22 protein-coding genes and 1 pseudogene are annotated in these 20,866 nt (G+C 60.2%); 16 read left to right on the top strand and 7 right to left on the bottom strand.

Annotation, left to right across the window (positions count from 1 at the left end):
* Positions 1-52: 52 nt before the first annotated feature.
* The 5 genes and pseudogenes from dgoR to MC269_RS08930 all read left to right on the top strand — a co-directional run.
* Positions 53-742 (top strand): D-galactonate utilization transcriptional regulator DgoR, encoded by a 690-nt coding sequence (dgoR, locus tag MC269_RS08950; protein WP_081141331.1) that lies wholly within the window; start codon positions 53-55, stop codon positions 740-742.
* Positions 739-1,614, top strand: coding sequence for a 2-dehydro-3-deoxygalactonokinase (locus MC269_RS08945; RefSeq protein WP_239954961.1), 876 nt, complete (start codon positions 739-741; stop codon positions 1,612-1,614). The genes dgoR and MC269_RS08945 overlap by 4 nt, the downstream gene beginning before the upstream one ends.
* Positions 1,598-2,215 carry a 2-dehydro-3-deoxy-6-phosphogalactonate aldolase gene (locus MC269_RS08940; RefSeq protein WP_239954960.1) on the top strand — a complete coding sequence of 206 codons (618 nt, stop codon included), beginning with the start codon at positions 1,598-1,600 and terminating at the stop codon, positions 2,213-2,215. The genes MC269_RS08945 and MC269_RS08940 overlap by 17 nt, the downstream gene beginning before the upstream one ends.
* A complete protein-coding gene (dgoD, locus tag MC269_RS08935; protein ID WP_239954959.1) occupies positions 2,212-3,360 on the top strand; it encodes a galactonate dehydratase in 1,149 nt (382 codons plus the stop codon). Before MC269_RS08940 ends, dgoD begins: the two co-directional genes overlap by 4 nt.
* Before the next feature lie 164 nt (positions 3,361-3,524).
* Positions 3,525-3,677: pseudogene (locus tag MC269_RS08930) on the top strand (hypothetical protein); the annotation flags it as partial.
* Here MC269_RS08930 and MC269_RS08925 read toward each other — a convergent pair.
* Positions 3,665-4,570: a LysR family transcriptional regulator gene (locus MC269_RS08925; protein ID WP_239954958.1), complete on the bottom strand. Its 906-nt coding sequence runs from the start codon at positions 4,568-4,570 to the stop codon at positions 3,665-3,667. The pseudogene MC269_RS08930 and the gene MC269_RS08925 overlap by 13 nt on opposite strands.
* 109 nt (positions 4,571-4,679) lie before the next feature.
* Here MC269_RS08925 and MC269_RS08920 point away from each other — a divergent pair, with 109 nt between their 5' ends.
* Positions 4,680-4,973 (top strand): DUF1330 domain-containing protein, encoded by a 294-nt coding sequence (locus tag MC269_RS08920; protein WP_239954957.1) that lies wholly within the window; start codon positions 4,680-4,682, stop codon positions 4,971-4,973.
* Between the two features lie 25 nt (positions 4,974-4,998).
* Here the strand turns inward: MC269_RS08920 and MC269_RS08915 are convergent, their stop codons facing one another.
* The gene (locus MC269_RS08915; RefSeq protein WP_239954956.1) at positions 4,999-6,426 is read right to left on the bottom strand and encodes a trehalose-6-phosphate synthase; all 1,428 of its coding nucleotides are present in this window, start codon (positions 6,424-6,426) and stop codon (positions 4,999-5,001) included.
* A 391-nt stretch (positions 6,427-6,817) separates the two neighbouring features.
* Here MC269_RS08915 and MC269_RS08910 point away from each other — a divergent pair, with 391 nt between their 5' ends.
* From MC269_RS08910 to MC269_RS08875, 8 genes are all read left to right on the top strand, one after another.
* Positions 6,818-7,777: a LysR family transcriptional regulator gene (locus MC269_RS08910; protein ID WP_239954955.1), complete on the top strand. Its 960-nt coding sequence runs from the start codon at positions 6,818-6,820 to the stop codon at positions 7,775-7,777.
* A 291-nt stretch (positions 7,778-8,068) separates the two neighbouring features.
* Entirely contained in the window at positions 8,069-9,523 is a 1,455-nt protein-coding gene (locus MC269_RS08905) for an NAD(P)-binding domain-containing protein (RefSeq protein ID WP_239954954.1), read from the top strand.
* Complete coding sequence (locus MC269_RS08900; RefSeq protein WP_239954952.1) at positions 9,520-10,002, top strand: hypothetical protein; 483 nt, start codon at positions 9,520-9,522, stop codon at positions 10,000-10,002. The genes MC269_RS08905 and MC269_RS08900 overlap by 4 nt, the downstream gene beginning before the upstream one ends.
* Positions 9,999-10,565: a peroxidase-related enzyme gene (locus tag MC269_RS08895; protein WP_081141357.1), complete on the top strand. Its 567-nt coding sequence runs from the start codon at positions 9,999-10,001 to the stop codon at positions 10,563-10,565. The genes MC269_RS08900 and MC269_RS08895 overlap by 4 nt, the downstream gene beginning before the upstream one ends.
* A 9-nt stretch (positions 10,566-10,574) precedes the next feature.
* Positions 10,575-11,312 carry an amino acid ABC transporter ATP-binding protein gene (locus MC269_RS08890; protein WP_239954949.1) on the top strand — a complete coding sequence of 246 codons (738 nt, stop codon included), beginning with the start codon at positions 10,575-10,577 and terminating at the stop codon, positions 11,310-11,312.
* 20 nt (positions 11,313-11,332) lie between these two features.
* Entirely contained in the window at positions 11,333-12,148 is an 816-nt protein-coding gene (locus tag MC269_RS08885) for a transporter substrate-binding domain-containing protein (protein ID WP_239954946.1), read from the top strand.
* 75 nt (positions 12,149-12,223) lie between these two features.
* On the top strand, positions 12,224-12,910 hold the full coding sequence (locus tag MC269_RS08880; RefSeq protein WP_201789483.1) for an amino acid ABC transporter permease: 687 nt from the start codon (positions 12,224-12,226) through the stop codon (positions 12,908-12,910).
* A gap of 16 nt (positions 12,911-12,926) precedes the next feature.
* On the top strand, positions 12,927-13,619 hold the full coding sequence (locus MC269_RS08875) for an amino acid ABC transporter permease (RefSeq protein WP_239954944.1): 693 nt from the start codon (positions 12,927-12,929) through the stop codon (positions 13,617-13,619).
* Between the two features lie 198 nt (positions 13,620-13,817).
* Here the strand turns inward: MC269_RS08875 and MC269_RS08870 are convergent, their stop codons facing one another.
* Positions 13,818-14,231, bottom strand: coding sequence for a hypothetical protein (locus MC269_RS08870; protein WP_239954942.1), 414 nt, complete (start codon positions 14,229-14,231; stop codon positions 13,818-13,820).
* Positions 14,232-14,812: 581 nt separating this feature from the next.
* On the opposite strand from MC269_RS08870, the gene ttcA reads away from it, so the two are divergent.
* Complete coding sequence (ttcA, locus tag MC269_RS08865) at positions 14,813-15,742, top strand: tRNA 2-thiocytidine(32) synthetase TtcA (protein WP_239954939.1); 930 nt, start codon at positions 14,813-14,815, stop codon at positions 15,740-15,742.
* 49 nt (positions 15,743-15,791) lie between these two features.
* Here ttcA and MC269_RS08860 read toward each other — a convergent pair whose 3' ends face one another.
* From MC269_RS08860 to MC269_RS08850, 3 genes are all read right to left on the bottom strand, one after another.
* Positions 15,792-15,938: a hypothetical protein gene (locus MC269_RS08860; RefSeq protein ID WP_167376562.1), complete on the bottom strand. Its 147-nt coding sequence runs from the start codon at positions 15,936-15,938 to the stop codon at positions 15,792-15,794.
* 307 nt (positions 15,939-16,245) lie between these two features.
* Positions 16,246-17,229, bottom strand: coding sequence for a zinc transporter ZntB (gene zntB / locus MC269_RS08855; RefSeq protein ID WP_239954936.1), 984 nt, complete (start codon positions 17,227-17,229; stop codon positions 16,246-16,248).
* A gap of 119 nt (positions 17,230-17,348) precedes the next feature.
* Positions 17,349-18,968 carry an ABC transporter substrate-binding protein gene (locus MC269_RS08850; RefSeq protein WP_305802683.1) on the bottom strand — a complete coding sequence of 540 codons (1,620 nt, stop codon included), beginning with the start codon at positions 18,966-18,968 and terminating at the stop codon, positions 17,349-17,351.
* Between the two features lie 156 nt (positions 18,969-19,124).
* On the opposite strand from MC269_RS08850, the gene mpaA reads away from it, so the two are divergent.
* A complete protein-coding gene (gene mpaA, locus MC269_RS08845) occupies positions 19,125-19,832 on the top strand; it encodes a murein tripeptide amidase MpaA (RefSeq protein ID WP_081138223.1) in 708 nt (235 codons plus the stop codon).
* On the opposite strand, the gene ycjG is transcribed toward mpaA, so the two are convergent.
* Positions 19,807-20,790: an L-Ala-D/L-Glu epimerase gene (ycjG, locus tag MC269_RS08840; RefSeq protein WP_239954934.1), complete on the bottom strand. Its 984-nt coding sequence runs from the start codon at positions 20,788-20,790 to the stop codon at positions 19,807-19,809. The two genes, mpaA and ycjG, sit on opposite strands and share 26 nt — an antisense overlap.
* Positions 20,791-20,866: the final 76 nt, after the last annotated feature.

Genomic DNA, 20,866 nt, shown 5'->3' with positions numbered 1-20,866 from the left:
ACCAGGCGCACAGGGTAAAGTAGAGGCGAGCCATCATGCACAAGGAGCCTCTATGACCCTCAACAAAACCGATCGCATCGTTATCACGCTGGGTAAACAAATTGTCAGCGGGAAATATCTTCCCGGCGCGGCGTTGCCGGCGGAAACCGAGCTGTGCGACGAGTTCGACACCTCACGCAATATTATTCGTGAAGTGTTCCGATCGCTCACCGCGAAGCGGCTAATTGAAATCAAGCGTTATCACGGCGCCTTCGTGACGCTGCGCGGTCAGTGGAATTATCTGGATTCGGATGTGCTGCAGTGGGTGCTGGAGCAGGATGACGACCCGCGCCTGATTGCGGCGATGAGCGAAGTGCGCAACCTGGTGGAGCCGGTTATCGCCCGCTGGGCGGCGGAACGCGCCACCTCGCAGGACCTGGCGCAGATTGAGGCGGCGCTGAATGACATGATCGCCCACAACCAAAACCGGGAAGCCTTTAACGAAGCGGATATTCGCTATCACGAGGCGGTATTGCGATCGGTGCACAACCCGGTGCTGGAGCAGCTTAGCGTGGCGATCAGCTCGCTGCAGCGCGCCGTCTTCGAGCGCAGCTGGAAGGGCGACGCGGCCAATATGCCGAAAACGCTCAGCGAACATAAAGCGTTGTTCGACGCCATACGGCTGCAAAACGGCGACGCGGCAGAGCAGGCGGCGTACACCATGATTGCCAGCGCGACACACAGGTTAAAGGAGATTACATGACATCTCGCTACATCGCCGTTGACTGGGGCTCAACCAACCTGCGCGCCTGGCTGATCGAGCAGGATCGCTGTCAGGCGAGCAGGCAGTCAGAGGCGGGTGTCACCCGGCTAAACGGAAAATCGCCGCAGTCGGTGCTCGCGGAGATCACGCACGGCTGGCGCGACAGCGCGACGCCGGTGGTGATGGCCGGGATGGTGGGCAGCAACGTGGGCTGGAAAAACGTGCCCTATCTGACGCTGCCTGTTCGCCTGGACACGATAGGCGAGCAGCTGACGCCGGTCGACGACAACGTTCTGATCGTGCCAGGCCTGTGCGTGCGCCGGGAAGAGAACCACAACGTGATGCGCGGCGAAGAGACGCAGCTGATCGGCGCGCTGGCGCTGGCGCCCGCGTCTCTCTATGTGATGCCGGGCACCCACTGCAAATGGGTGCAGGCCGACAGCGCGCACATTGTCGATTTTCACACCGTCATGACCGGCGAACTTCACGCCGTGCTGCTGCACCACTCGCTGATTGGCGCCGGTTTACCTGAACAGCAGTTGTCGCCGGCCGCCTTTAGCGCAGGGCTTGCGCGCGGTCTGGCGACGCCGGCGCTGCTGCCAGAGCTTTTCACCGTTCGCGCCGCGCACATTTTGGGCAGCCTGGCGCCTGAAGCGGTCAGCGAATTTTTATCCGGTTTGCTGATCGGCGCCGAGGTCGCCACGATGCGCGAACGCTTTAGCCCGCAGCCCATCACCCTCGTCGGCGGAGAAGCGCTGGCGAACCGCTATCAACAGGCGCTGGCCGCCGTCGGCTATCAGGCCACGGTGTTAGCTGGCGACACCGCTTTTCAGGCTGGAATAAGGAGCATCGTGAATGCCATGGCCAACTGAACTCCCCCTTGTCGCCATCCTGCGCGGGGTCACGCCCGATGAGGTGCTGGCGCACGTCGGCGCCGTTATCGACGCGGGCTTCGACGCGGTGGAGATCCCGTTGAACTCGCCGCAGTGGGAAGAGAGCATCCCGCTGATCCTGCAAACCTTTGGTGACAGGGCGCTAACTGGCGCCGGAACGGTGCTGAAAATCGAGCAGGTCGACAGGCTGGCGGAGATGGGCAGCAAGCTTATCGTTACGCCGAATATCCAGCCCGCGCTGATCCGCCACGCCGTCAGCCTCGGCATGTTCGTCTGTCCTGGCTGCGCCACGGCCAGCGAAGCCTTTAACGCGCTGGAGGCGGGCGCGCAGGCGCTGAAGATTTTCCCCTCCTCCGCGTTCGGTCCCGGCTATATCAAGGCGCTGAAAGCGGTGCTGCCCGGCGATGTGCCGGTGCTGGCGGTGGGCGGCGTCACGCCGGAGAATCTGGCGCAATGGATTGAGGCAGGCTGCGCCGGCGCCGGGCTCGGCAGCGATCTCTATCGCGCTGGCCAGCCCGTGGCGCGCACCGCGCAGCAGGCGGCGGCATTTGTTCAGGCATATCGAGAGGCAGTGAAATGAAAATAACCCGACTCACCACGTACCGTTTACCCCCGCGCTGGATGTTTCTCAAAATCGAGACCGACGAAGGAGTGGTTGGCTGGGGAGAGCCCGTGATTGAGGGACGCGCGCGCACCGTTGAAGCCGCCGTGCACGAACTCGGGGACTACCTGACTGGTCAGGATCCGGCGCGCATCAACGACCTGTGGCAGGTGATGTATCGCGCCGGTTTTTACCGCGGCGGCCCGATCCTGATGAGCGCCATCGCCGGCATCGATCAGGCCTTGTGGGATATCAAAGGCAAGGTGCTGGGCGCGCCGGTCTGGCAGCTGATGGGCGGGCTGGTGCGCGACAAAATCAAAGCCTACAGCTGGGTCGGCGGCGATCGCCCGGCGGAGGTTATCAACGGCATCGCCAGCTTGCGGGAGATCGGCTTCGACACCTTCAAGCTCAACGGCTGCGAAGAGCTGGGCGTGATTGACGACTCGCGTAAAATCGACGCGGCGGTCAATACCGTGGCGCAAATCCGCGATGCGTTCGGCTATGACATCGAGTTCGGCCTCGACTTTCACGGTCGCGTCAGCGCGCCGATGGCGAAAATTTTGATCAAGGAGCTTGAGCCCTATCGACCGCTGTTTATCGAGGAGCCGGTGCTGGCGGAGCAGGCTGAATACTATCCTCGCCTGGCGGCGCAGACCTCTGTTCCTATCGCGGCGGGCGAGCGCATGTTCTCGCGTTTTGAGTTCAAGCGCGTGCTGGAGGCGGGCGGACTGGCGATTCTGCAGCCCGATCTGTCGCACGCTGGCGGCATCACCGAATGCGTGAAAATCGCCGCCATGGCGGAAGCGTACGACGTCGCCCTTGCGCCGCACTGCCCGCTCGGCCCGATCGCCCTCGCCGCCTGTCTCCACATCGATTTCGTCTCGCGCAACGCGGTGTTCCAGGAGCAGAGCATGGGCATTCATTACAATCAGGGCGCTGAGCTGCTCGACTTCGTCAAAAATAAAGCGGACTTCAGCATGGAAGGCGGCTTCTTTAAACCCCTGATGAAACCGGGTCTCGGCGTGGAGATCGACGAAGAGCAGGTTATCGAGCGCAGTAAACAGGCGCCTGACTGGCGTAATCCGCTGTGGCGCCATGCGGACGGATCCGTCGCGGAGTGGTGATTTCCGCAACGTAGCACCGCACCTTCATTCATTAAACACAAATAAAAAAACACACCCTCTGTCACTCACAGGGCATGGTGAGCGGCTTCGCTATGCCCAAAATCCAGGAAATATGGCGATGGATATTTCAGTGACTGATGCTGGTGCTGATGGCGCTGGCCTTCTACGGCTTTGGCCCGACGATGATCTATATCGCCGCGGTGGCGCTGATCGGCGCCCTCTCCTCTCTCCTGCTGGTGGGCGAGGTTAAACGCAGCGCCGAGCCTGAAGCAAGCCAGAACAATTTGCGCACGTTAAAGCGCCATCAGTCAAAATAGGGCTTCAGCAGCGCTTCCGTCCAGTGCATAAAGGCTCTGACGCGCGGCGACAGGCTACGCCGGTGCGCCACCACGAAACTGGCGGTCAGCGCGGCGGGACGCAGATCCGGCAGCACCTCCACCAGCGCGCCGGCGGCAAGATGCGGCGCCAGCGCAGAGTAGCCCGCCTGAATTAAGCCCATCCCCGCCAGCCCGGCCTCATGATAGGTTTGCACGCTATTCACCTTCATCATGCCCGGCAACATCAGGGTCTTATACCCTTCCCCGGCCGGATACTCCCATCCGATGGGTTGGGCGCCAAAACGTTGCATGTAGTGCACCATCTGATGTCCCTGACTGACCAGGTCCTCAAGCGTGTGCGGCGTGCCAAAACGGGCGAGGTAGTCAGGGCTGGCCGCATTGATCATGCGCAGCTTGCCCATCGGCCGGGCGATCAGCGTCTCATCCACCACCGGGCCAAGACGGATGACGCAGTCAAACCCTTCCTGCACCAGATCGACGCGGCGATCGGTGCTGGACAGCTCAATCTCCAGCGCCGGATGCGCCGCCATGAGCTGCGGCAAGGCGGGGATCACCACCGACTGCGCCAGCACACCAGGCATGTCGACGCGCAGCCGTCCGCGCAGCGGCACGCCCTTATCGGCGAACATCGACTGTAGTGCTTCCGCCTCCGCCAGCAGATCCCGCGCGCGGGAATAAAATGCGCGCCCATCTTCGGTAAGCTGCACGCTGCGCGTGGTGCGATGCAGCAGCGTAGCGCCCACCTCCGCCTCTAGCTCGCGCACCACGGCCGATACGCGCCCCTTTTGCGTCCCGAGGCTTTCCGCCGCGCGGGTAAAGCTCCTCATTTCCGCCACGCGGGCAAAAACCATCAGCGCATCTAGATTTTTCATTGTTCCGCTTCCCGGTAACAGTACGGTTAAATTTTGCCTGTTTATGCGCAGTTTAATACTCAATAAAGTGGTTTTGCACCCCACCTGTGAACCACTGAAGGAGATCATCATGACGACAAAAGGTTATTTAATCGCTCACGTTACCGTGTCGGACGCAGCGGCTTACGCTGAATACGCTCGCGCAGCCGCAGAGGCGATGCAGGAATTCGACCCAGAGATCGTCGCCTGGTCCGGGCAATATGAAAATCTGGAAGGCGAAGCGCATCAGCGGCATGTGATTTTTGCCTTCGCCTCTTTCGCTGAGGCGAAGCGTTTCTATGAAAGTCCGGCCTATCAGGCCGCGCGTAAACTGCGCGAGGCGGCGGCTACCGGCACTTTCGTGCTGGTGGAAGGAAGCGCCTGATTCCTCGCGCCGCACGGACGCGTCGCTAGTAGCGGATGCGTCCGTAGCGTCCCGTGGCCCGCGCGCCGCTCTCCTGCGGCGCCAGGCTATCTTCTTCGGCATCCTCCGTGAGGCTGGCGAGCATGCTGTCGGCCCACCAGTGACAGTCGAGGCGGCGAATACCTTTCATCAGCTTGGCGTGGCGGTTTTGACGCTCTTGCAGCGGCAGCCGCAGCGCAGTATGAATGGCGTCGGCAATCGCATCGGGATCGTAGGGATTGACGATAATCGCGCCGTCCATATGCTCCGAAGCGCCCGCGAACTGCGACAGGATCAGCACGCCAGGATTGGTGCGATCCTGCAGCGCCACATACATTTTCGCCATCAGGCTCATACCTGCCATCAGCGGCGTCACCAGCGCGACGCGCGCGGCGCGGTAGATGCCCGCCTGCTCCTCGCGGCTGTAGGCGTGCGTCAGACAGCTGACCGGATACCAGCCAAACCTGCCGTGCACGCCGTTGAGTTCGCCGCACAGGCTCTCCAGATGCTGGGCCACCTCTTGCGCGCGGGGAAGATAGCCGGCGTCCGGCGCGGCAAGCTGCAGCAGGCGAATCTCCCCTTCATGCTCGGGATGCGCGCGCAGCAGCACTTCCAGCGCGCTGAGGCGATACGGCAGCCCGGCACTGCTGTCCAGATGGCCGCCGCTGAGCAGCGTCTGCTCCGGCAGCGTTTCGCGGCACTGCTGTTCCGTCTGGCGGCAGCTGTTGCTCTCTTTCAGATACGCCACGTCCTCAAGGTCGATCCCCACTAGAAAGACGCCGGTGGTGATGACGCGGCCATGAATGCGCAGCGTGGTGGCGCTGAGGCGCTCGAGGCGATATTCGCTCTCTATCCACAGCAGGAAATTGTTCCTATCCTGCAGGGTCTGAAAACCGATCAGATCGCAGCAGAGCAGCGACTCCGCCAGCCACTGCCAGTCGGGGATCGCCTCAAACCCCTGGCCGGACGGAAACGGCTGGTGAAAGAAAAAACCGATGCGGTTAAGCAGCCCCGCTTCGCGCACCAGGCTGATACAGGGGATGAGATGGTAATCCTGGATCCACAGCACATCGTCCGGCATCGCATACTCTGTGATGGCCCGGGCATAGGCCTCGTTGATCTTCCTGTAGTGGCGGCGGCCGTTGGCGCCAAAGCGCGCCAGATCCGGGCGCTGATGGAAAACCGGCCAGAGTCCCTGATGCACGTAACCGTGATACCCCTCTTCTGACTCCTGCTGCGTCAGCGGAAACGTCAGGGTGTCGAACCGGCTTCCGTGGCGGAATGAGAGCGCGCGCGGCGTGTCGGGTGCCAGCGTTTCGCATTGCCCGTTCCAGCTGATCCATAGCCCGCCGCGGCGCGACAGGATACTTTCATACAGCGCCGCAAGCGTGGAGCGCCGCGAGTAATTGTGTGACACCAGAATTAAGCCTGACATACGGGGATCCTTAAAGGTTTCCGGCTGCGGTAAGTCGCGCAGATAAAAGGGATGACGCAGTAAAAACTGCATGCAGCCGCTCACAGAGGTGGCCATCGGCGCTGCTGCGCCGCCTGTTCCGTTCTGCTGCTGAAAAAACGCAAATGCGCTACATCGATGCTTTTCATTGGAGGTTTCCTCTTGAGCAGATGCTGACGAGGATTCAATCATCAGGCGTGTAAAAAAGGTGTATTAATGCGCGAGGCGGGAATAAAAATGGCGTAAAGGGCGATATTTTTGATTTTGCTCAGGTTTCACAGCGCACAGTGGCGCATTAGCGCGACTCTCACTATGATGGCATTTTCCAGCCATCTGGTTGGGACCGCTTAAAGACTCAGGAAAACGCCTTGCGATGACCCTTTTAAACGACCTGGATTTACGCCAGCTGGAAGCGTTTTCAGCGGTAATCGCCGCGGGCAGCGTGACGGCGGCGGCCAAAGCGCTTAATCGCTCGCAGCCGGTGGTGTCACGCCAGATTCAGGAGCTGGAGCAGTCGCTCGGTTATCCGCTGTTTATCCGCAACGGCCCGCGTATTCATCCTTCTGAACAGGCGCTGCAGCTGCATCAGTACGTGCAAAAGGCGCTGCTGTCACTGCAGCAGATTCGGCTGCGCGCGCAGGAGATCGCCCACCAGCAGCACCGGCCGCTCAGTATCGCCGCCACGCCCGCGCTGGCCGCCGGCCTGCTGCCACAGGCGCTCGCCGCGCTCAATTTGCAGAACAAAGTGCAGATTATCAGCGAATCCGCCGAGCAGACCGCGCACGCGGTGATCACCGCCGAAGCCGATCTGGGGTTGTGCAGCCTGCCGCTGGAGCATCACGCCGTCGCGCTGCACTGGATCGGCCAGTCGCGCTGCGTCGTGGCGCTGCCGCAGAATGACGAACTGGCAGCGCAGACGCAGCTGTCGCTCAGCCAGCTGGCGGGACGCCGGCTGATTGCGCCCTGGAGTCCGCAGCGGCTGCGCGGGCGCTATGACAAAGCCTTGAAAAAGGTCAAAGCGCCGCTGCTGGAAACCATTGAAACCAACTCGTCGGCCAATATTCTCGGCTGCGTGCGCGCCGGGCTGGGCGTGGCGATACTGGAGCCGGTGACCGCCTGGGGCATGCCGCTGGAAGGGGTGGCGATTCGCCCGCTGGAAGAGGAGATCCCCTACTATTTCGGCGTCATTACGCCGCAGGGCCGCCAGCTCTCCGCCGCCGCACTGGCGCTGGTCGAGGCGCTGGCAAACGCCGCCGCCGATCTGCTTCCCGGCTTTATGCGTCTCCCTGCCAGCGATCATCCGCAGGTGATGCGCGCCATTAATCAGGCGTAATCCGCGCAGTCTTTTTGGCCGCGCTTCCGCTACATCTTCCCTGACCAAAAAAACGTTTTATATCAATTGATATATCAATTCCTGCATAACATATAAGAAATCCATTGGTACAAAGCCGAGCGCGGTAATTGACTCTTTTTCAGTCGCAGAGGAATATGCGAAATCTTGACGCTTACTATGCAAAATATCGATTACTAGCGGTTTAGTATGCATTTTTCAGATAGTAGAACGGCGCTAACTGCTGCCATGTATCAGGTTTCGCCCCTACGCCGCTGACAAAAGGAAAGAGCAATGACACAGACTGCTGACGGCCTTGCCGCGCTGGAAGCCCAGCTGCAGCAGGATCTGGAATACCTTGAACTGCCCGCCAAACCCTGGGTGCCGGCGCGCACCTTCCACGGCGAGCCGGTGCGCGACGTGGTGGTGATTGGCGCAGGCATGTGCGGTCTGGCGGCGCTGGCTAAGCTGCGGCTGACCGGCATCAGCAACGTGGTCGCCTATGATGCCGCGCCTGCTGGTCTGGAGGGGCCGTGGGTCACCTTTGCGCGCATGGAGACGCTGCGCTCGCCCAAAAGCCTGCAGGGTCCGGCGCTCGGCCTGGCGCCGCTCACCTTCCGTGCCTGGTTTACCGCGCAGCGGGGCAACGCCGCGTGGCAGGCGCTGGACAAAATTCCCAAAGATCAGTGGATGGATTATCTGATCTGGTATCGCAAGGCGCTAAACCTGCCGGTTGAAAACGGCGTGCGCGTCACCCGTATCGCGCAGGCAGACGCGCTGATCGCCCTCGACCTGAGCGGCGCGGAAACCGGCCGTGTCTATACCCGGCGGCTGGTGTTGGCGACCGGACGATCCGGCCTGGGCGGCTTCGCCGTGCCCGATTTTCTCCACAGTGTCGATCGCCGCTTCTGGGCGCACTCTGCCGATACGATCGATTTCGACGCGCTGCGCGGCAAGCGCGTGGCGGTCATCGGCGCAGGCGCGTCGTCAATGGATAACGCCGCCACCGCGCTGGAGTACGGCGCGGCGGCGGTGGATCTGCTGATCCGCCGTAAGGCGATGCCGCGCATCAACAAAATGACCGGCATCGGCAGTCCGGGCGTGGTACAGGGCATGCACCAGCTGCCGGACGCCTGGAAATGGAAATTTGTCGACTACGCGGCGGCGACGCAAACGCCCCCGCCGCGCGCCTCTACGCTGCGCGTATCCCGTCACGCCAACGCGCGCTTTCTGCTGGACTGCGGCATCAAGGCCGTGCGGCAGCAGGAGGATGGCCTGCTGATCGACACCACACAAGGCACGCTGCGCTACGACTATCTGATTGCCGCCACCGGCTTCAGCAATAACTTTCACGGCCGCCCGGAATTCGCCGCTCTTGCGCCGCACATTCGTAGCTGGGCCGATGGCCGCTATCAGCCCGCGATGGGTCCGGCGCGCCAGAGCATGCTGGAAGCGCCCGATCTCGGCCCGGCGTTTGAATTCCGCGAACGCACGCCTGGCGCCTGTCCGATGCTGGCGCATATTCACTGCTTCAACGATGCCGCAATGCTGACGCACGGCAAGGTTTCCGGCGATATTCCGGCGGTTAGCGCCGGCGCCGATCGCCTGGTGCGCGGCATCACCGCCTCGCTGTTTAGCGAAGACGTCGAGCAGCACTACGCCAGCCTGCAGGCCTACGCTATCCCTGAGCTGCAGGGCGATGAGTGGGTGGACGCCACCCCATTACTGAAACAGGAGAACGCGCAATGAGCGATGCGATTGATCGAGCCGCAGGGCTGACGCCGCAGGAGGCGCTCTACGGGACGCGCCGCTTGCGTCCGGAATTTGTGGACGGCGCGGAACAGTGCCGCGCGTCGGTGCTGACGCCCGCGGATGACCAGGGCCTGGCCGCGGAGCTGCGTCTGGCGCTGGCGCTGCGGATGGCGAAGCTGAACCAGGACGCCGCGCTGCAGCACGACTATCAGACGCAGCTGGCGCGCTATCAGCCTGCGGCCACGCTGCTGGCGCTGGCGGAAGGCGCGCAGCCTGCGGACGAACCGCTGGCGACCCTTGCGCGCCACACCGATTTAGTGACCCAGCAGCCGATGCAGGCCACTGAACAGCATATTCGCCTGCTGGAACAGGCCGGGCTCACGCCGCCGCAAATCGTTGCGCTGTCGGAGCTGATCGCTTTTGTTAACTTCCAGACGCGCGTGGCGGCTGGCTTACGCTTACTGAGGTCCGCATGATCCCGTCGGTCAGTCTCAAGCCGTTACACTGGCATCCCTATATCGCGCCGGTCGAGGTGGACGCCGCGACGCCGGCGCAGCTGGACGCCATGAAGGTGACGCCTTCGAATAAAAAAATCTCGGAGTACGTGCGCACGCTGGTGCACGATCCCGAAAGCTACGTGGCGCGCACCGCGCTGTTCAACGCCATTATGTATGTCGAAGGTGGTCTGAATCGCGCCGATCGCGAGCTGGGCGCGCTGGGCGCATCGATCGTCAACGGCTGCAAATACTGCGCGGTGGTGCATGCGCGCCGCCACGTTCAGCTGGCGGAGAACGACGCGGCGGTGAGCGCCATCTATTTTGACCGCGCCGATGCGCTGGGGGCGCGCGACGCGGCAATCTACCGTTTTGCGCGCCGCCTGTCGGTAACGCCGTCAGAGGCGACGCCGGACGACGTCGCGGCGCTGCGCGCGGTGGGGATGAACGAGGCGGAGATCGTCGATCTGATCCACGCGATCGCCATTTTTGGCTGGGCCAACCGTCTGATGCATGTGCTCGGCCATGCTGACCAGAACAAGTAGAGTGACGCCATGTTAGAACTCAACAATATTACGCTCGCCTACGGCAACAATCCGATCCTGAAAGGGGTCGATCTGTCGGTGAAACGCGGCGACGTGGTGTCGATTATCGGCCCCAGCGGCACCGGAAAAACCACGCTGCTACGCTGCATCAACTATCTGGCGAAACCCGCCTCGGGCACTATTCAGCTCGATCAGATCCGCATGGATTACCAGACGCCGGATAAAGCGGCGATTCAGGCGATTCGTCTGCGCACCGCCATGGTGTTCCAGCAGTTCAACGTGTTCAAAAACATGACGGTGCTGGAGAACGTGATGGATCCGCTGATAGTGATCCAGCGCAAAAGCAAACAGCAGGCGCGCAATATCGCCCTGGAGGAGCTGGACCGCGTAGGGCTGGGCGCCAGACGCGATCACTATCCGTCGCAGCTCTCTGGCGGTCAGCTGCAGCGCACCGGCATTGCGCGCGCGCTGGCGGTGCGCCCGGACGTGATGCTGTTCGACGAACCCACCTCCTCGCTCGATCCCGAGCTGGTCGGCGAGGTGCTGAAGGTGATCAAAGATGTCACCTCTTCCGGCATTACGTCGCTGCTGGTGACGCATGAGATGCAGTTCGCTAAAAGCGTCTCAAATCGAATCGTCTTTATGGATCAGGGCGTGGTGGCCGCGCAGGGCAGCCCGTCTGAGATTTTCGACCGTCCCACCCTGCCACGCCTTGCCCAGTTCCTCAATACAGAACGCGTCTTCTAATAATTAAAGGAAACCAAGACATGCCTGCACTTAAAACCACCTTACGTCGTCTGGCCGCGCCAGGCATCATCGCCCTCGCGCTGGTCAGCGGCAGCAGCTTCGCCGACGCGGTGCGCACCATTAAAATCGCCACCGCAGCGGAGTCCAAACCGCTGTCGTGGGGCGCCATCGGCCACGAGCCGCAGGGCTACGAGCCGGACGTGCTGAAGGCGATCAACGCTAAGCTGCCGCAGTACAAATTTGTGATGGAAGGCGCGGCGGATATCGCGCAGGAAACCGGCCTCGCCACCGGTAAATACGATATGGCCACCGGCGGTTATTACAAAGCGCCTGCGCGCAGCAAGCAGTTCCTGATCCCGGACGCGCCGATTGGCGCCAGCCTGATGAAGATCTACAGCCGCAGCGACAGCAATATCAACGGCATGAAAGATCTGGTGGGCAAAAATATCGTGCCTGTCACCGCCGGCGGCGGCGTCTATAAATTTGTTACCCAGTGGCAGCAGGAGAACCCGAACGACCAAGTCTCTGTTAAAGCTTCCAGCGCTGGCGTGCCCTATCCCGACCGCCTGAAAGAGGTGCAAAACGGCAAATATGACGCGCTGATCCTGCCTTCTAACCTCGGCGAGCAGACCGTTATCGACAACCAGAAGCTGGCGATCAAAGCCAGCGAGCCGGTGGCGATCAACAACACCTATGTGCTGATCCACCGTTCCGCTGAAAATCAGGCGCTGAGCAGCGACGTCAACAACGCGCTGCAGCAGCTAAAGGCTGACGGCACGCTGGATAAGCTGGCGCAGAAGTGGTTCGGCGAAGACGTCACGAAGTACATGAAGTAACGGATGCGGCGCCGTGTGATGCACGGCGCAGGCTGTCCCTATTAGCTGGAGTGTTTCACCGTGAATCTTTCCGCAATGATCCCCGAGCTGCTGTCAGCGCTGCCGCTGACGCTCGGCATAATGCTGGTCGCCATGCTGGTGGGCTTTGTGCTGGCGCTGATCGCCACCCTGTTCCGCGTGCGGCGCATTCCCGTGCTCAGCCAGCTGGCCGATCTCTACGTTTCCTACGCGCGCAGCGTGCCGGTGGTGCTGCAGCTGTTCGTCGCCTTCTACGGCCTGCCGCTTATCAGCGATAACCTCGGCATGAGCGATTTTTTCACCGCCAACGTGGCGGCAATGATTGGTCTCAGCCTTTATCACGGCGGCTATTTGTCTGAGGTGATGCGTCCGGCGTTTCTCGCCGTCGAACGCGGCCAGCACGATGCCGCTGACAGCATGGGCTACAGCTTCCGCCATAAGATGCTGCGCATCGTCGGCCCGCAGGCGCTGCATTTCGCCCTGCCCGGCTATGGCAACGCCATTATCTACCTGATCCATAACGTGGCGCTGGTGATGTATATCGGCGCGGCGGATGTCATGGCGACCGCGCATCTGATCATGGAGCGCGACTATAACCAGTATCAGTTCGGCACCTATCTGGTGCTAGCGGTGATCTATTCGCTGCTGTGCCTGGTGGCATGGCTGATTGTGCGTTTCTTTGAGCGGCGCCACGCAAAGTACAGCGCGAAAGCGCCACGCGTGAAGCTGAACGTCAGCGTCTGAGCGAGGGAGAAAGAGCATGTTTGACAGTGAAGTGTTGCTGCCGGATTTCTGGAGCATTCTCGACGCGGTGCCGGTGACGCTGCTGATGGCAGTGACGGTATTTATCTGCTCGACGCTGCTTGGCGGCCTGTTCGCCTTTATCGAGCATCGCCGCTACGTGGTGCTGCGCCAGCTGGTGATCGCCTACAAGATCGCCTTCAAGGGCGTGCCGATGGTGGTGGTGATCTTCCTCGCCTACTACGGCCTGCCGCCCGCGGTGCATTTCGTCGCCACGCTGGCGGGCGTGGCAGTCAATGCGCACTCGTTGCCGAACTGGGTGATTATCATCGTGGCGCTCAGCGCCTGTGTGGCCGCTTTTCAGGCCGAAGTGTGGAAAGGCGCGCTCAACTCGTTCGACAGCGGTCAGTCGGACGCCGCGCTGTCGCTCGGCTACAGCGGCGGCCAGCTGTTTCGTCGGGTGATGTTCCCACAGATTATCGTGGCGGCAATCCCGGATCTGGCGAACGCGTTTATGGTAATTATGAAAGCACTGTCACTGGCGTTCGCCATTGAGGTGGTCGATATTTTTGCCCAGGCCCAGCTTACCGCGGCGCTCAACTTCTATTATCTGGAAGCCTTCCTGATTGCGGTGGTGTTTTATATGGTGATCGCCTATGTGGTCACTAAAATCGCCGATAAGATTGAAGCGATGCTGCGGGTACGGACCTGAGTTGGGGAACGGTGTGATATAAAGGCAGCCCGGTGGGGCTGCCGTTTTTATTAACTGAATGCGAAAGAGAAAGTGTGTCTTCAGGCAAGAAGCCATTACAAGGTGAACTTAGCAAAAAACAACCCGTAATAATTCAGAAAAGCCTCTAACTCCCCGCCTCAGAATTTTACCTGATGTTGCCGGGTAATTATTAAAGAGTTAAATCTGAATTTCTGTCAAAGATACATTCGTCAAATCGGCATATGCCTCTTCAGGTTCAAAAGTATTTGGCATCACAACCGTTATGACATCAAGATACTCATCGCTTGCATTATCAATCTCAACTGAATACTCTTCAAAAACCCCTATACTGGTGACCCGCACCGTGTCGTTGGGCTTGCTTAACCTTCTGCTACCCACATAGACCTGAAGTAAAGAGTGACTTATCCTTGCCTGACATGAAAATGTATATTTTTTGTTTTTATCAATATTAATTCGTTGATAAATCAGATAGGCATTGGCATAAAGTCTCGCATAATTAATATTACCCTCACTCAAAACCTTAACAGTCCCCTCGTTGACATTCCAGCTATCCAGGCCGTTAGTGAAATCACCATTAATAACTTTATTCATATGTTACTCCAGATATTTTATTGATAAATAAATTAAAGTTTTCTCATGCTAAACGCCCCCCCCACACGGACACAATAATGTGGAATGCGTTCAACACAACGCATTAAAGCGCTTCTCCCTAAAGAAATAAAACCTAATCAATGCAAAAATGATGAGGGTCAAAATTTAAATTACCCCCTATCACCCACCTGATAAATTCAAGTTAAATAATTAAATCTTTATATTTATTTTAATTTTAAAGGTAATTTTTCCTCTTTGAATTTTTCTTCAAAATCGCACAGCTGTTTGCATTTATCACTATTTTAATAAAGGCCTGCATAAGAAGACACAACCAGAACGTAGTGCCCGAACAAAAAGCGCACCGCCAGCCCAGCTCCGTGGCCCTTAAAAAAGGTAAAAATCTTCCTGACCGCCTTCAGCATGCCGCGTTAAGGGACATCGCTATAAAACGTGCTGGCATTCGCCGCCGTAATCCGTACCATACGCGGCATACTTTTGCCCGCTGACTATGCTACATATCAGGCTGGCGCTCCGAAGCACTGCGCGTTATCTGCCCCTTTTGGTTGCTGAGAACTTATTTAATGCAAGAAAATCAAACGGTTGACAAGAAAGAACAGTACAACCTTAACAAACTCCAGAAGCGCCTGCGTCGCAACGTTGGCGAAGCTATCGCTGATTACAACATGATCGAAGAAGGCGACCGCATTATGGTCTGCCTGTCGGGCGGCAAAGACAGCTATACGCTGCTGGAGATCCTGCGCAATCTGCAGCAGAGCGCGCCGGTCAACTTCTCGCTGGTGGCGGTCAACCTCGACCAGAAACAGCCGGGCTTTCCTGGCCATATTCTGCCGGCGTATCTGGAGTCGCTGGGCGTCGAATACAAAATCGTGGAGGAAGACACCTACTCCATCGTTAAAGAGAAGATCCCGGAAGGCAAAACCACCTGCTCGCTCTGTTCGCGCCTGCGCCGCGGCATTCTCTATCGTACCGCCAGCGAGCTGGGCTGCACCAAGATCGCGCTGGGCCACCACCGCGACGATATCCTGCAGACGCTGTTCCTCAACATGTTCTACGGCGGGAAAATGAAAGGGATGCCGCCGAAGCTGATGAGCGACGACGGCAAGCATATTGTCATTCGTCCGCTGGCCTACTGCCGGGAAAAAGATATCGTGCGCTTTTCCGAAGCGCGCAAGTTCCCGATCATCCCGTGCAACCTGTGCGGTTCGCAGCCGAATCTGCAGCGTCAGGTGATCGCCGATATGCTGCGCGACTGGGACAAACGCTATCCAGGACGCATTGAGACAATGTTCAGCGCAATGCAGAACGTCGTGCCGTCGCATCTGGCGGATATCAACCTGTTCGATTTTAAAGGTATCCAGCACGGCGATGCGGTGGTAGACGGCGGCGATCTCGCCTTTGACCGCGAAACCCTGCCGGTGAAGCCGGCCGGCTGGCAGGAAGAGGATGAGGACGCCGCGCCGGCACGCCTCGACATCCTGCAGCTGCCGTAAGCTGAGCCCCATAAAAAAGGGCGCGCTGTTTAGACAGCGCGCCCTTTTTTTATCGATGCGGCGGCGGGTCGAGGATCGGCGGATAGCCAGGCTCAGGCTGCGGGTCCGGTAGCGGATTCGGCGGCGGCTGCGGTATCGGATCGGGAATCGGGACGGGATCGGTAGGAATCGGATCGCTGGCGATAATGGATGTCATACCCTTCTCCTCTGTGGTTACGCTCTTTACAGCATAGGTATAACCCGGCACCACAGGCAAAAAAAAAGCCGGCGGATAAGGCCGGCGTATCGAATTAACTATGTGCTATGCAGTAATTCTAAAAAGGAAGTAAGACAATATGGAGCGCAACGCCCATCGCTTGACGTTGCATTCACCTGCGGGAACAGAGTTTGCCGCTATTGCCCGGATGGGTTATTGACCTCGATCAGCTTTTTTCCCCTTTTCGCCGCTGATAAAGACTTTTTCCGCCACCGTTAACGCATGTAACCATTTGATTACATGGTCGTCACAGCCACTTGCGCTGTTTAAGCCACCAGGCGACGCTGACAACCAGCACCAGCAGCAGCAGGCAGAAAACGCTAAAGCCGAGATGCCAGTTGGCGCCGGGTATGCCGCCGAGGTTGACGCCGAACAGGCCGGTCAAAAAGGTGGTTGGCAGGAAAATCATTGCCAGCAGCGACATGGTATAGGTGCGGCGGTTCATCGCCTCCGCCATCAGCGACGCCACCTCATCGGCCAGCACGGAGGTGCGCGCCACGCCGGCGTCAAGGTCGTCGAGGCCGCGCCCTAACCGGTCCGACACCTCCTGCATGCGGCGTCGGTCGCTGTCATCCATCCACGGCAGTTTTTCGCTGGCGAGCCGCGAGTAGACGTCGCGCTGCGGGGCCATGTAGCGCCGCATTACGATCAGCTGCTTGCGCAGCAGCGCCAGCTCGCCGCGCGCCGGCACGCGCTGATCCAGCAGCGCATCTTCCAGCTCGATAATTTTGTCGTGCAGATCTTCGATAAACTCGCTGGCGTGATCGGTCAGCGCATCGCAGATATCCACCAGCCAGCTGCCACCATCCTCCGGCCCGTTGCCGTTTTGCAGATCGGTCAGCACAGAATCCACCGCGTAGACCTTGCGCCGACGGGTAGAGACGATCAGCTTGTCGTTAATAAACACCCGCATCGCCACCAGCTGCTCAGGCCGCGAATCCACGTTGTGGTTGACGCTGCGCAGCACGATCATAAAGCCGTCACCCAGCCGGCTGACGCGTGGCCGCATGCTGTCACCCGCCAGCGCGTCGCGCACCGCGTCCGGGATCAGCGGCGTCGACTGCAGCCAGTCGGCGCTCTCGCGATGGGTATAGTTCAGATGCAGCCAGCAGGCGCGCTCGCAGTGGATAACATCTTTATCTTCAATCGGGATCAGCCCGCCCTTGCCGTCCAGCTGGCAGGCGATAATGGCGTCGGATACCTGCAACGCTTTGCCTTCAATGACGTTCACTTACTCGCCTCACTACTAAAATCAATACGATACAGTCTAGCGCGGCGCGGATGAGTTGCAATCATCAGGCTGTGAGCAAAGGTGTCAGCAGACGGCCCGCAAGGCGGGCCACGCGGGGCTTAATGTTTTTCGATCCACAGCTCGCGGCTGTAGGCGACATCTTCAGGGTTGGTGATGGGATAGCCTTTCACCCACGGCTTAATCAGACGGCCGTTGGTGTACTGATAAATTGGCGCGATGGGCGCCTGATCGGCGAGGATCTGCTCCGCCTTGTTGTAATCGCTGTTGCGCGCCGCCGCCTGGGTTTCGCTGCTTGCCCGGTTGATGACCGCATCGTAATCGGCGTTGCTGAAGCGCGCGATATTGCTGCTGTTGCCGCTGGTCAGCAGGCTGAGGAAGGTAGAAGGCTCATTGTAGTCGCCGACCCAGGAGGCGCGGATCACGTCGAAATTGCCGCTGTTGCGGCTGTCGATATAGGTCTTCCACTCCTGATTTTGCAGCGTCACCGCCACCCCAAGATTTTTCTTCCACATCGACGCCACGGCGATCGCGATTTTCTGATGGCTTTCAGAGGTGTTGTAGAGCAGCGTCAGGTGCAGCGGTCGGCCTGGGCCGTAGCCGGCGGCGGTCAGCAGCGCCTTCGCCTGGGCGTTAAGCTCCTGCTGGCTGTGCTGCTCAAGGTAAGACTGCGCCGGTTTAAAGCCTGCCGTAACGTCCGGAGTAAAGCGCCAGGCGGGCTTTTCGCCGGTACCCAGCACCTTCTCCGCGATAATGCGGCGATCGATGCTCCAGGAGAGCGCCTTACGCACGCGCGCATCCGCCGTCGCCCCTTTTTGCGTATTGAACGCGTAGTAGTAGGTGCCTAACTGGTCGGGCGTATAGACCTCACCCGGCAGCGTTTTTTTCAGCTGCGCGTAGAGGTTTTTCGGGAAGGATTCCGTGATGTCGATATCGCCGGCGCGATAGCGTTTGGTAGCGCTCGACTCTTCGTTGATGGGAATAAAGGTCACTTTGGTCAGCACCGAATGGGCGTCATCCCAGTAGTGCGGATTGCGCGCCAGCACGATCTTCTCATTCACCACCCGATCCACCAGCTGATAGGCGCCGTTGCCCACCAGCTTGCCCGGCGCGGTCCAGCCGTCGCCCTCGCGCGCGATCGCCTGCTGCGGCACCGGGAACAGCGCGACGTTAGCCGCCAGCGCGGGAAACCAAGGCACCGGCCGGTCAAGCGTCACTTTCAGATGCTGCGCGTCGATGGCGCTGACGCCCAGCCGATCCGCCGCCATTTCGCCTTTGGTGATCGCCCGCGCGTTGCTGATGCCCGCCAGCCCGGCGAACCAGGCCGCAGGCGAGCTGTTTTTCGGCTCGACCAGACGCTGCCAGCTGTAGACGAAATCCTGCGCCGTGACCGGCTCGCCGCTGGACCATTTCACGCTGCTGCGCAGCGTAAAAATCCAGGTTTTATTGTCGCTGCTGCTCCAGCTTTCCGCGACGCCCGTCACGATGTTGCCCTGCGCATCCTGGTTGGTCAGCCCTTCGAACAGATCGCGGATCACCTGAATCTCCGGCAGGCCGACCGCTTTCATCGGGTCGAGCGAGGCGGGCTCATCTTTAATATGGCGGACGATCTCCTGCTGGCTGGCCAGCTGTGCGCCGGCTGGCAGCTGCGCCGCCAGCGTCGGGGTCGCCATCGCGGCGAGGCCAAGCGCTATCAGCGTCTGGCGAAATGTGCTTTTCATCATCACTCCCTTTCCCAAATGAAGCGCTGCGCAACGCGGTACCGGCGCAGCATGACTCCGGCACTGTAGCGCAAATGCCTGAAGGATAAATAGCGATTTTCCGCGCGCGGCTTTTCCGCTACTTTGTCTGAAAGCAGGTAACAAAAGAGAGAGCCTATGACGTCGTTACACCCACGGCCGCGACGCGGAAAGCTTGAGATCCCGTTTCAGCGCTACGGCGACAGTGTGCTGGGCGCGCCGCTGCTCTGGTTCCCCGCGCCGGCGGCGGACGCCGAGAGCGGCTTGATTCTGGCGGGCACCCACGGCGATGAAAACGCCGCCGTCGCCACGCTCTCCGCCGCGATGCGCACGCTGCCGGATCGGCTGCGTCGTCATCACGTGGTGCTGGCGGTTAACCCAGACGGCTGCCAGCTTGGCCTGCGCGCCAACGCCAACGGCGTCGATCTGAACCGCAACTTTCCGGCGGCCAACTGGCAGAGCGGCGAGACGGTTTATCGCTGGAACAGCGTGGCGGAGGCGCGCGACGTGCTGCTGTCAACGGGAGAGCGTCCTGGCTCAGAGCCGGAAACCCAGGCGTTGTGCCAGCTGATCCACGAGCTAAAGCCGCGCTGGGTAGTCTCCTGGCACGAGCCGCTGGCCTGCATTGACGACCCGCGCAGCAGCGAGCTGGGCCACTGGCTGGCGCAGCAGACTGCGCTGCCGCTGGTCAGCAGCGTCGGCTACGACACGCCCGGCTCGTTCGGCAGCTGGTGCAACGACCTCGGCCTGCCCTGCGTCACCGCCGAAATGCCGGTTATTTCAGTGGATGAAGCGACGGAGCGCTATCTGGAGGCGATGATCAACCTGCTGCGCTGGCAGCGATAAGCACCTTGCCTGCGCTGACCTGAATGGCGGGCTCGACGTCGACCGCCAGCCAGGTCGGGCCGTCCAGATCGGCAAAGCGCGCCTGCGCCGCCAGCGGCAGCGCCGCATGGATCGCGCGCGAGGTGCAGATCATACAGCCGAGCATCACCTCAAAACCGAGCGCTTTCGCCGCGGACGCCAGCGCCAGCGCCTCGGTCAGTCCGCCCGCCTTATCCAGCTTGATATTGATCATCTCGTAGCGTCCCTGCAGCGCGGGCAGGCTGTCGCGGGTGTGACAGCTTTCGTCGGCGCAGATCGGCAGCGGATGGATAAAGTTCGCCAGCGCGGCGTCCTGACCGGCGGGCAGCGGCTGCTCCAGCATTGCCACCTCCAGGTCCGCCAGCAGCTGACAGCGCGCCGCCAGCCCTTCCGCCTGCCAGGATTCGTTGGCGTCGACGATTAACGTCGCCTGGGGCACCGCAGCGCGGATCGCCACCAGCCGCTCGGTGATAAAGCTATCGTCCAGCTTGATTTTCAGCAGCGTCGCGCCGTGTTGCCATAGCGCCCTGGCGCTGCTCGCCATCGCCTCGGGCGTATCGAGGCTAACGGTCTGCGCTGTTACCACGTCGTGCGGCGCGACAGCGCCGCTCAGCGCCCAGAGATCCTGCCGCTGCTGGCGGCTTTGCAGATCCCACAGCGCGCTGTCGAGGGCGTTGCGCGCCGCCCCGGCGGGCATCGCCCGCTGCAGCGCGTCGCGCGTCATGCCCTGCTGCAGCGCTGGCAGCATCTCGGCGATCTGCGCCAGCACCGAGGCTTCCGTTTCGCCGTAGCGCGCATAGGGCGTTGCCTCGCCGGTGCCCTTGATGCCATCCTCTTCAATTTCCACCACCACCACCTTCGCTTCGGTACGGCTGCCGCGGGCGATGACGAAAGGCGTATGCAGAGGCCAGGATTCAGGATAACTTTTTACCGCTCTCATACTCTCTCCCTGTAAATCAGATAACTGCGCGTCAACTCGGATAAACGGTGTTTTTCGCTCGTAAGTTGTTTATAAC

It is taken from the genome of Pantoea sp. Z09 (assembly GCF_022394795.1).
GTDB classification, from domain to species: Bacteria; Pseudomonadota; Gammaproteobacteria; order Enterobacterales; family Enterobacteriaceae; genus Pantoea; species Pantoea latae.
Note: the sequence above shows the minus strand (reverse complement) of the source record. Positions and strands in the feature narration are given on the sequence as shown.

What these genes read in the sequence shown, in the direction of transcription:
- dgoR (WP_081141331.1), top strand. Translation starts at nt 53, where the DNA reads ATGACCCTCAACAAAACCGATCGCATCGTTATCACGCTGGGTAAACAA.
- MC269_RS08945 (WP_239954961.1), top strand. Translation starts at nt 739, where the DNA reads ATGACATCTCGCTACATCGCCGTTGACTGGGGCTCAACCAACCTGCGC.
- MC269_RS08940 (WP_239954960.1), top strand. Translation starts at nt 1,598, where the DNA reads ATGCCATGGCCAACTGAACTCCCCCTTGTCGCCATCCTGCGCGGGGTC.
- dgoD (WP_239954959.1), top strand. Translation starts at nt 2,212, where the DNA reads ATGAAAATAACCCGACTCACCACGTACCGTTTACCCCCGCGCTGGATG.
- MC269_RS08925 (WP_239954958.1), bottom strand. Translation starts at nt 4,570, where the DNA reads ATGAAAAATCTAGATGCGCTGATGGTTTTTGCCCGCGTGGCGGAAATG.
- MC269_RS08920 (WP_239954957.1), top strand. Translation starts at nt 4,680, where the DNA reads ATGACGACAAAAGGTTATTTAATCGCTCACGTTACCGTGTCGGACGCA.
- MC269_RS08915 (WP_239954956.1), bottom strand. Translation starts at nt 6,426, where the DNA reads ATGTCAGGCTTAATTCTGGTGTCACACAATTACTCGCGGCGCTCCACG.
- MC269_RS08910 (WP_239954955.1), top strand. Translation starts at nt 6,818, where the DNA reads ATGACCCTTTTAAACGACCTGGATTTACGCCAGCTGGAAGCGTTTTCA.
- MC269_RS08905 (WP_239954954.1), top strand. Translation starts at nt 8,069, where the DNA reads ATGACACAGACTGCTGACGGCCTTGCCGCGCTGGAAGCCCAGCTGCAG.
- MC269_RS08900 (WP_239954952.1), top strand. Translation starts at nt 9,520, where the DNA reads ATGAGCGATGCGATTGATCGAGCCGCAGGGCTGACGCCGCAGGAGGCG.
- MC269_RS08895 (WP_081141357.1), top strand. Translation starts at nt 9,999, where the DNA reads ATGATCCCGTCGGTCAGTCTCAAGCCGTTACACTGGCATCCCTATATC.
- MC269_RS08890 (WP_239954949.1), top strand. Translation starts at nt 10,575, where the DNA reads ATGTTAGAACTCAACAATATTACGCTCGCCTACGGCAACAATCCGATC.
- MC269_RS08885 (WP_239954946.1), top strand. Translation starts at nt 11,333, where the DNA reads ATGCCTGCACTTAAAACCACCTTACGTCGTCTGGCCGCGCCAGGCATC.
- MC269_RS08880 (WP_201789483.1), top strand. Translation starts at nt 12,224, where the DNA reads ATGATCCCCGAGCTGCTGTCAGCGCTGCCGCTGACGCTCGGCATAATG.
- MC269_RS08875 (WP_239954944.1), top strand. Translation starts at nt 12,927, where the DNA reads ATGTTTGACAGTGAAGTGTTGCTGCCGGATTTCTGGAGCATTCTCGAC.
- MC269_RS08870 (WP_239954942.1), bottom strand. Translation starts at nt 14,231, where the DNA reads ATGAATAAAGTTATTAATGGTGATTTCACTAACGGCCTGGATAGCTGG.
- ttcA (WP_239954939.1), top strand. Translation starts at nt 14,813, where the DNA reads ATGCAAGAAAATCAAACGGTTGACAAGAAAGAACAGTACAACCTTAAC.
- MC269_RS08860 (WP_167376562.1), bottom strand. Translation starts at nt 15,938, where the DNA reads ATGACATCCATTATCGCCAGCGATCCGATTCCTACCGATCCCGTCCCG.
- MC269_RS08850 (WP_305802683.1), bottom strand. Translation starts at nt 18,968, where the DNA reads ATGAAAAGCACATTTCGCCAGACGCTGATAGCGCTTGGCCTCGCCGCG.
- mpaA (WP_081138223.1), top strand. Translation starts at nt 19,125, where the DNA reads ATGACGTCGTTACACCCACGGCCGCGACGCGGAAAGCTTGAGATCCCG.
- ycjG (WP_239954934.1), bottom strand. Translation starts at nt 20,790, where the DNA reads ATGAGAGCGGTAAAAAGTTATCCTGAATCCTGGCCTCTGCATACGCCT.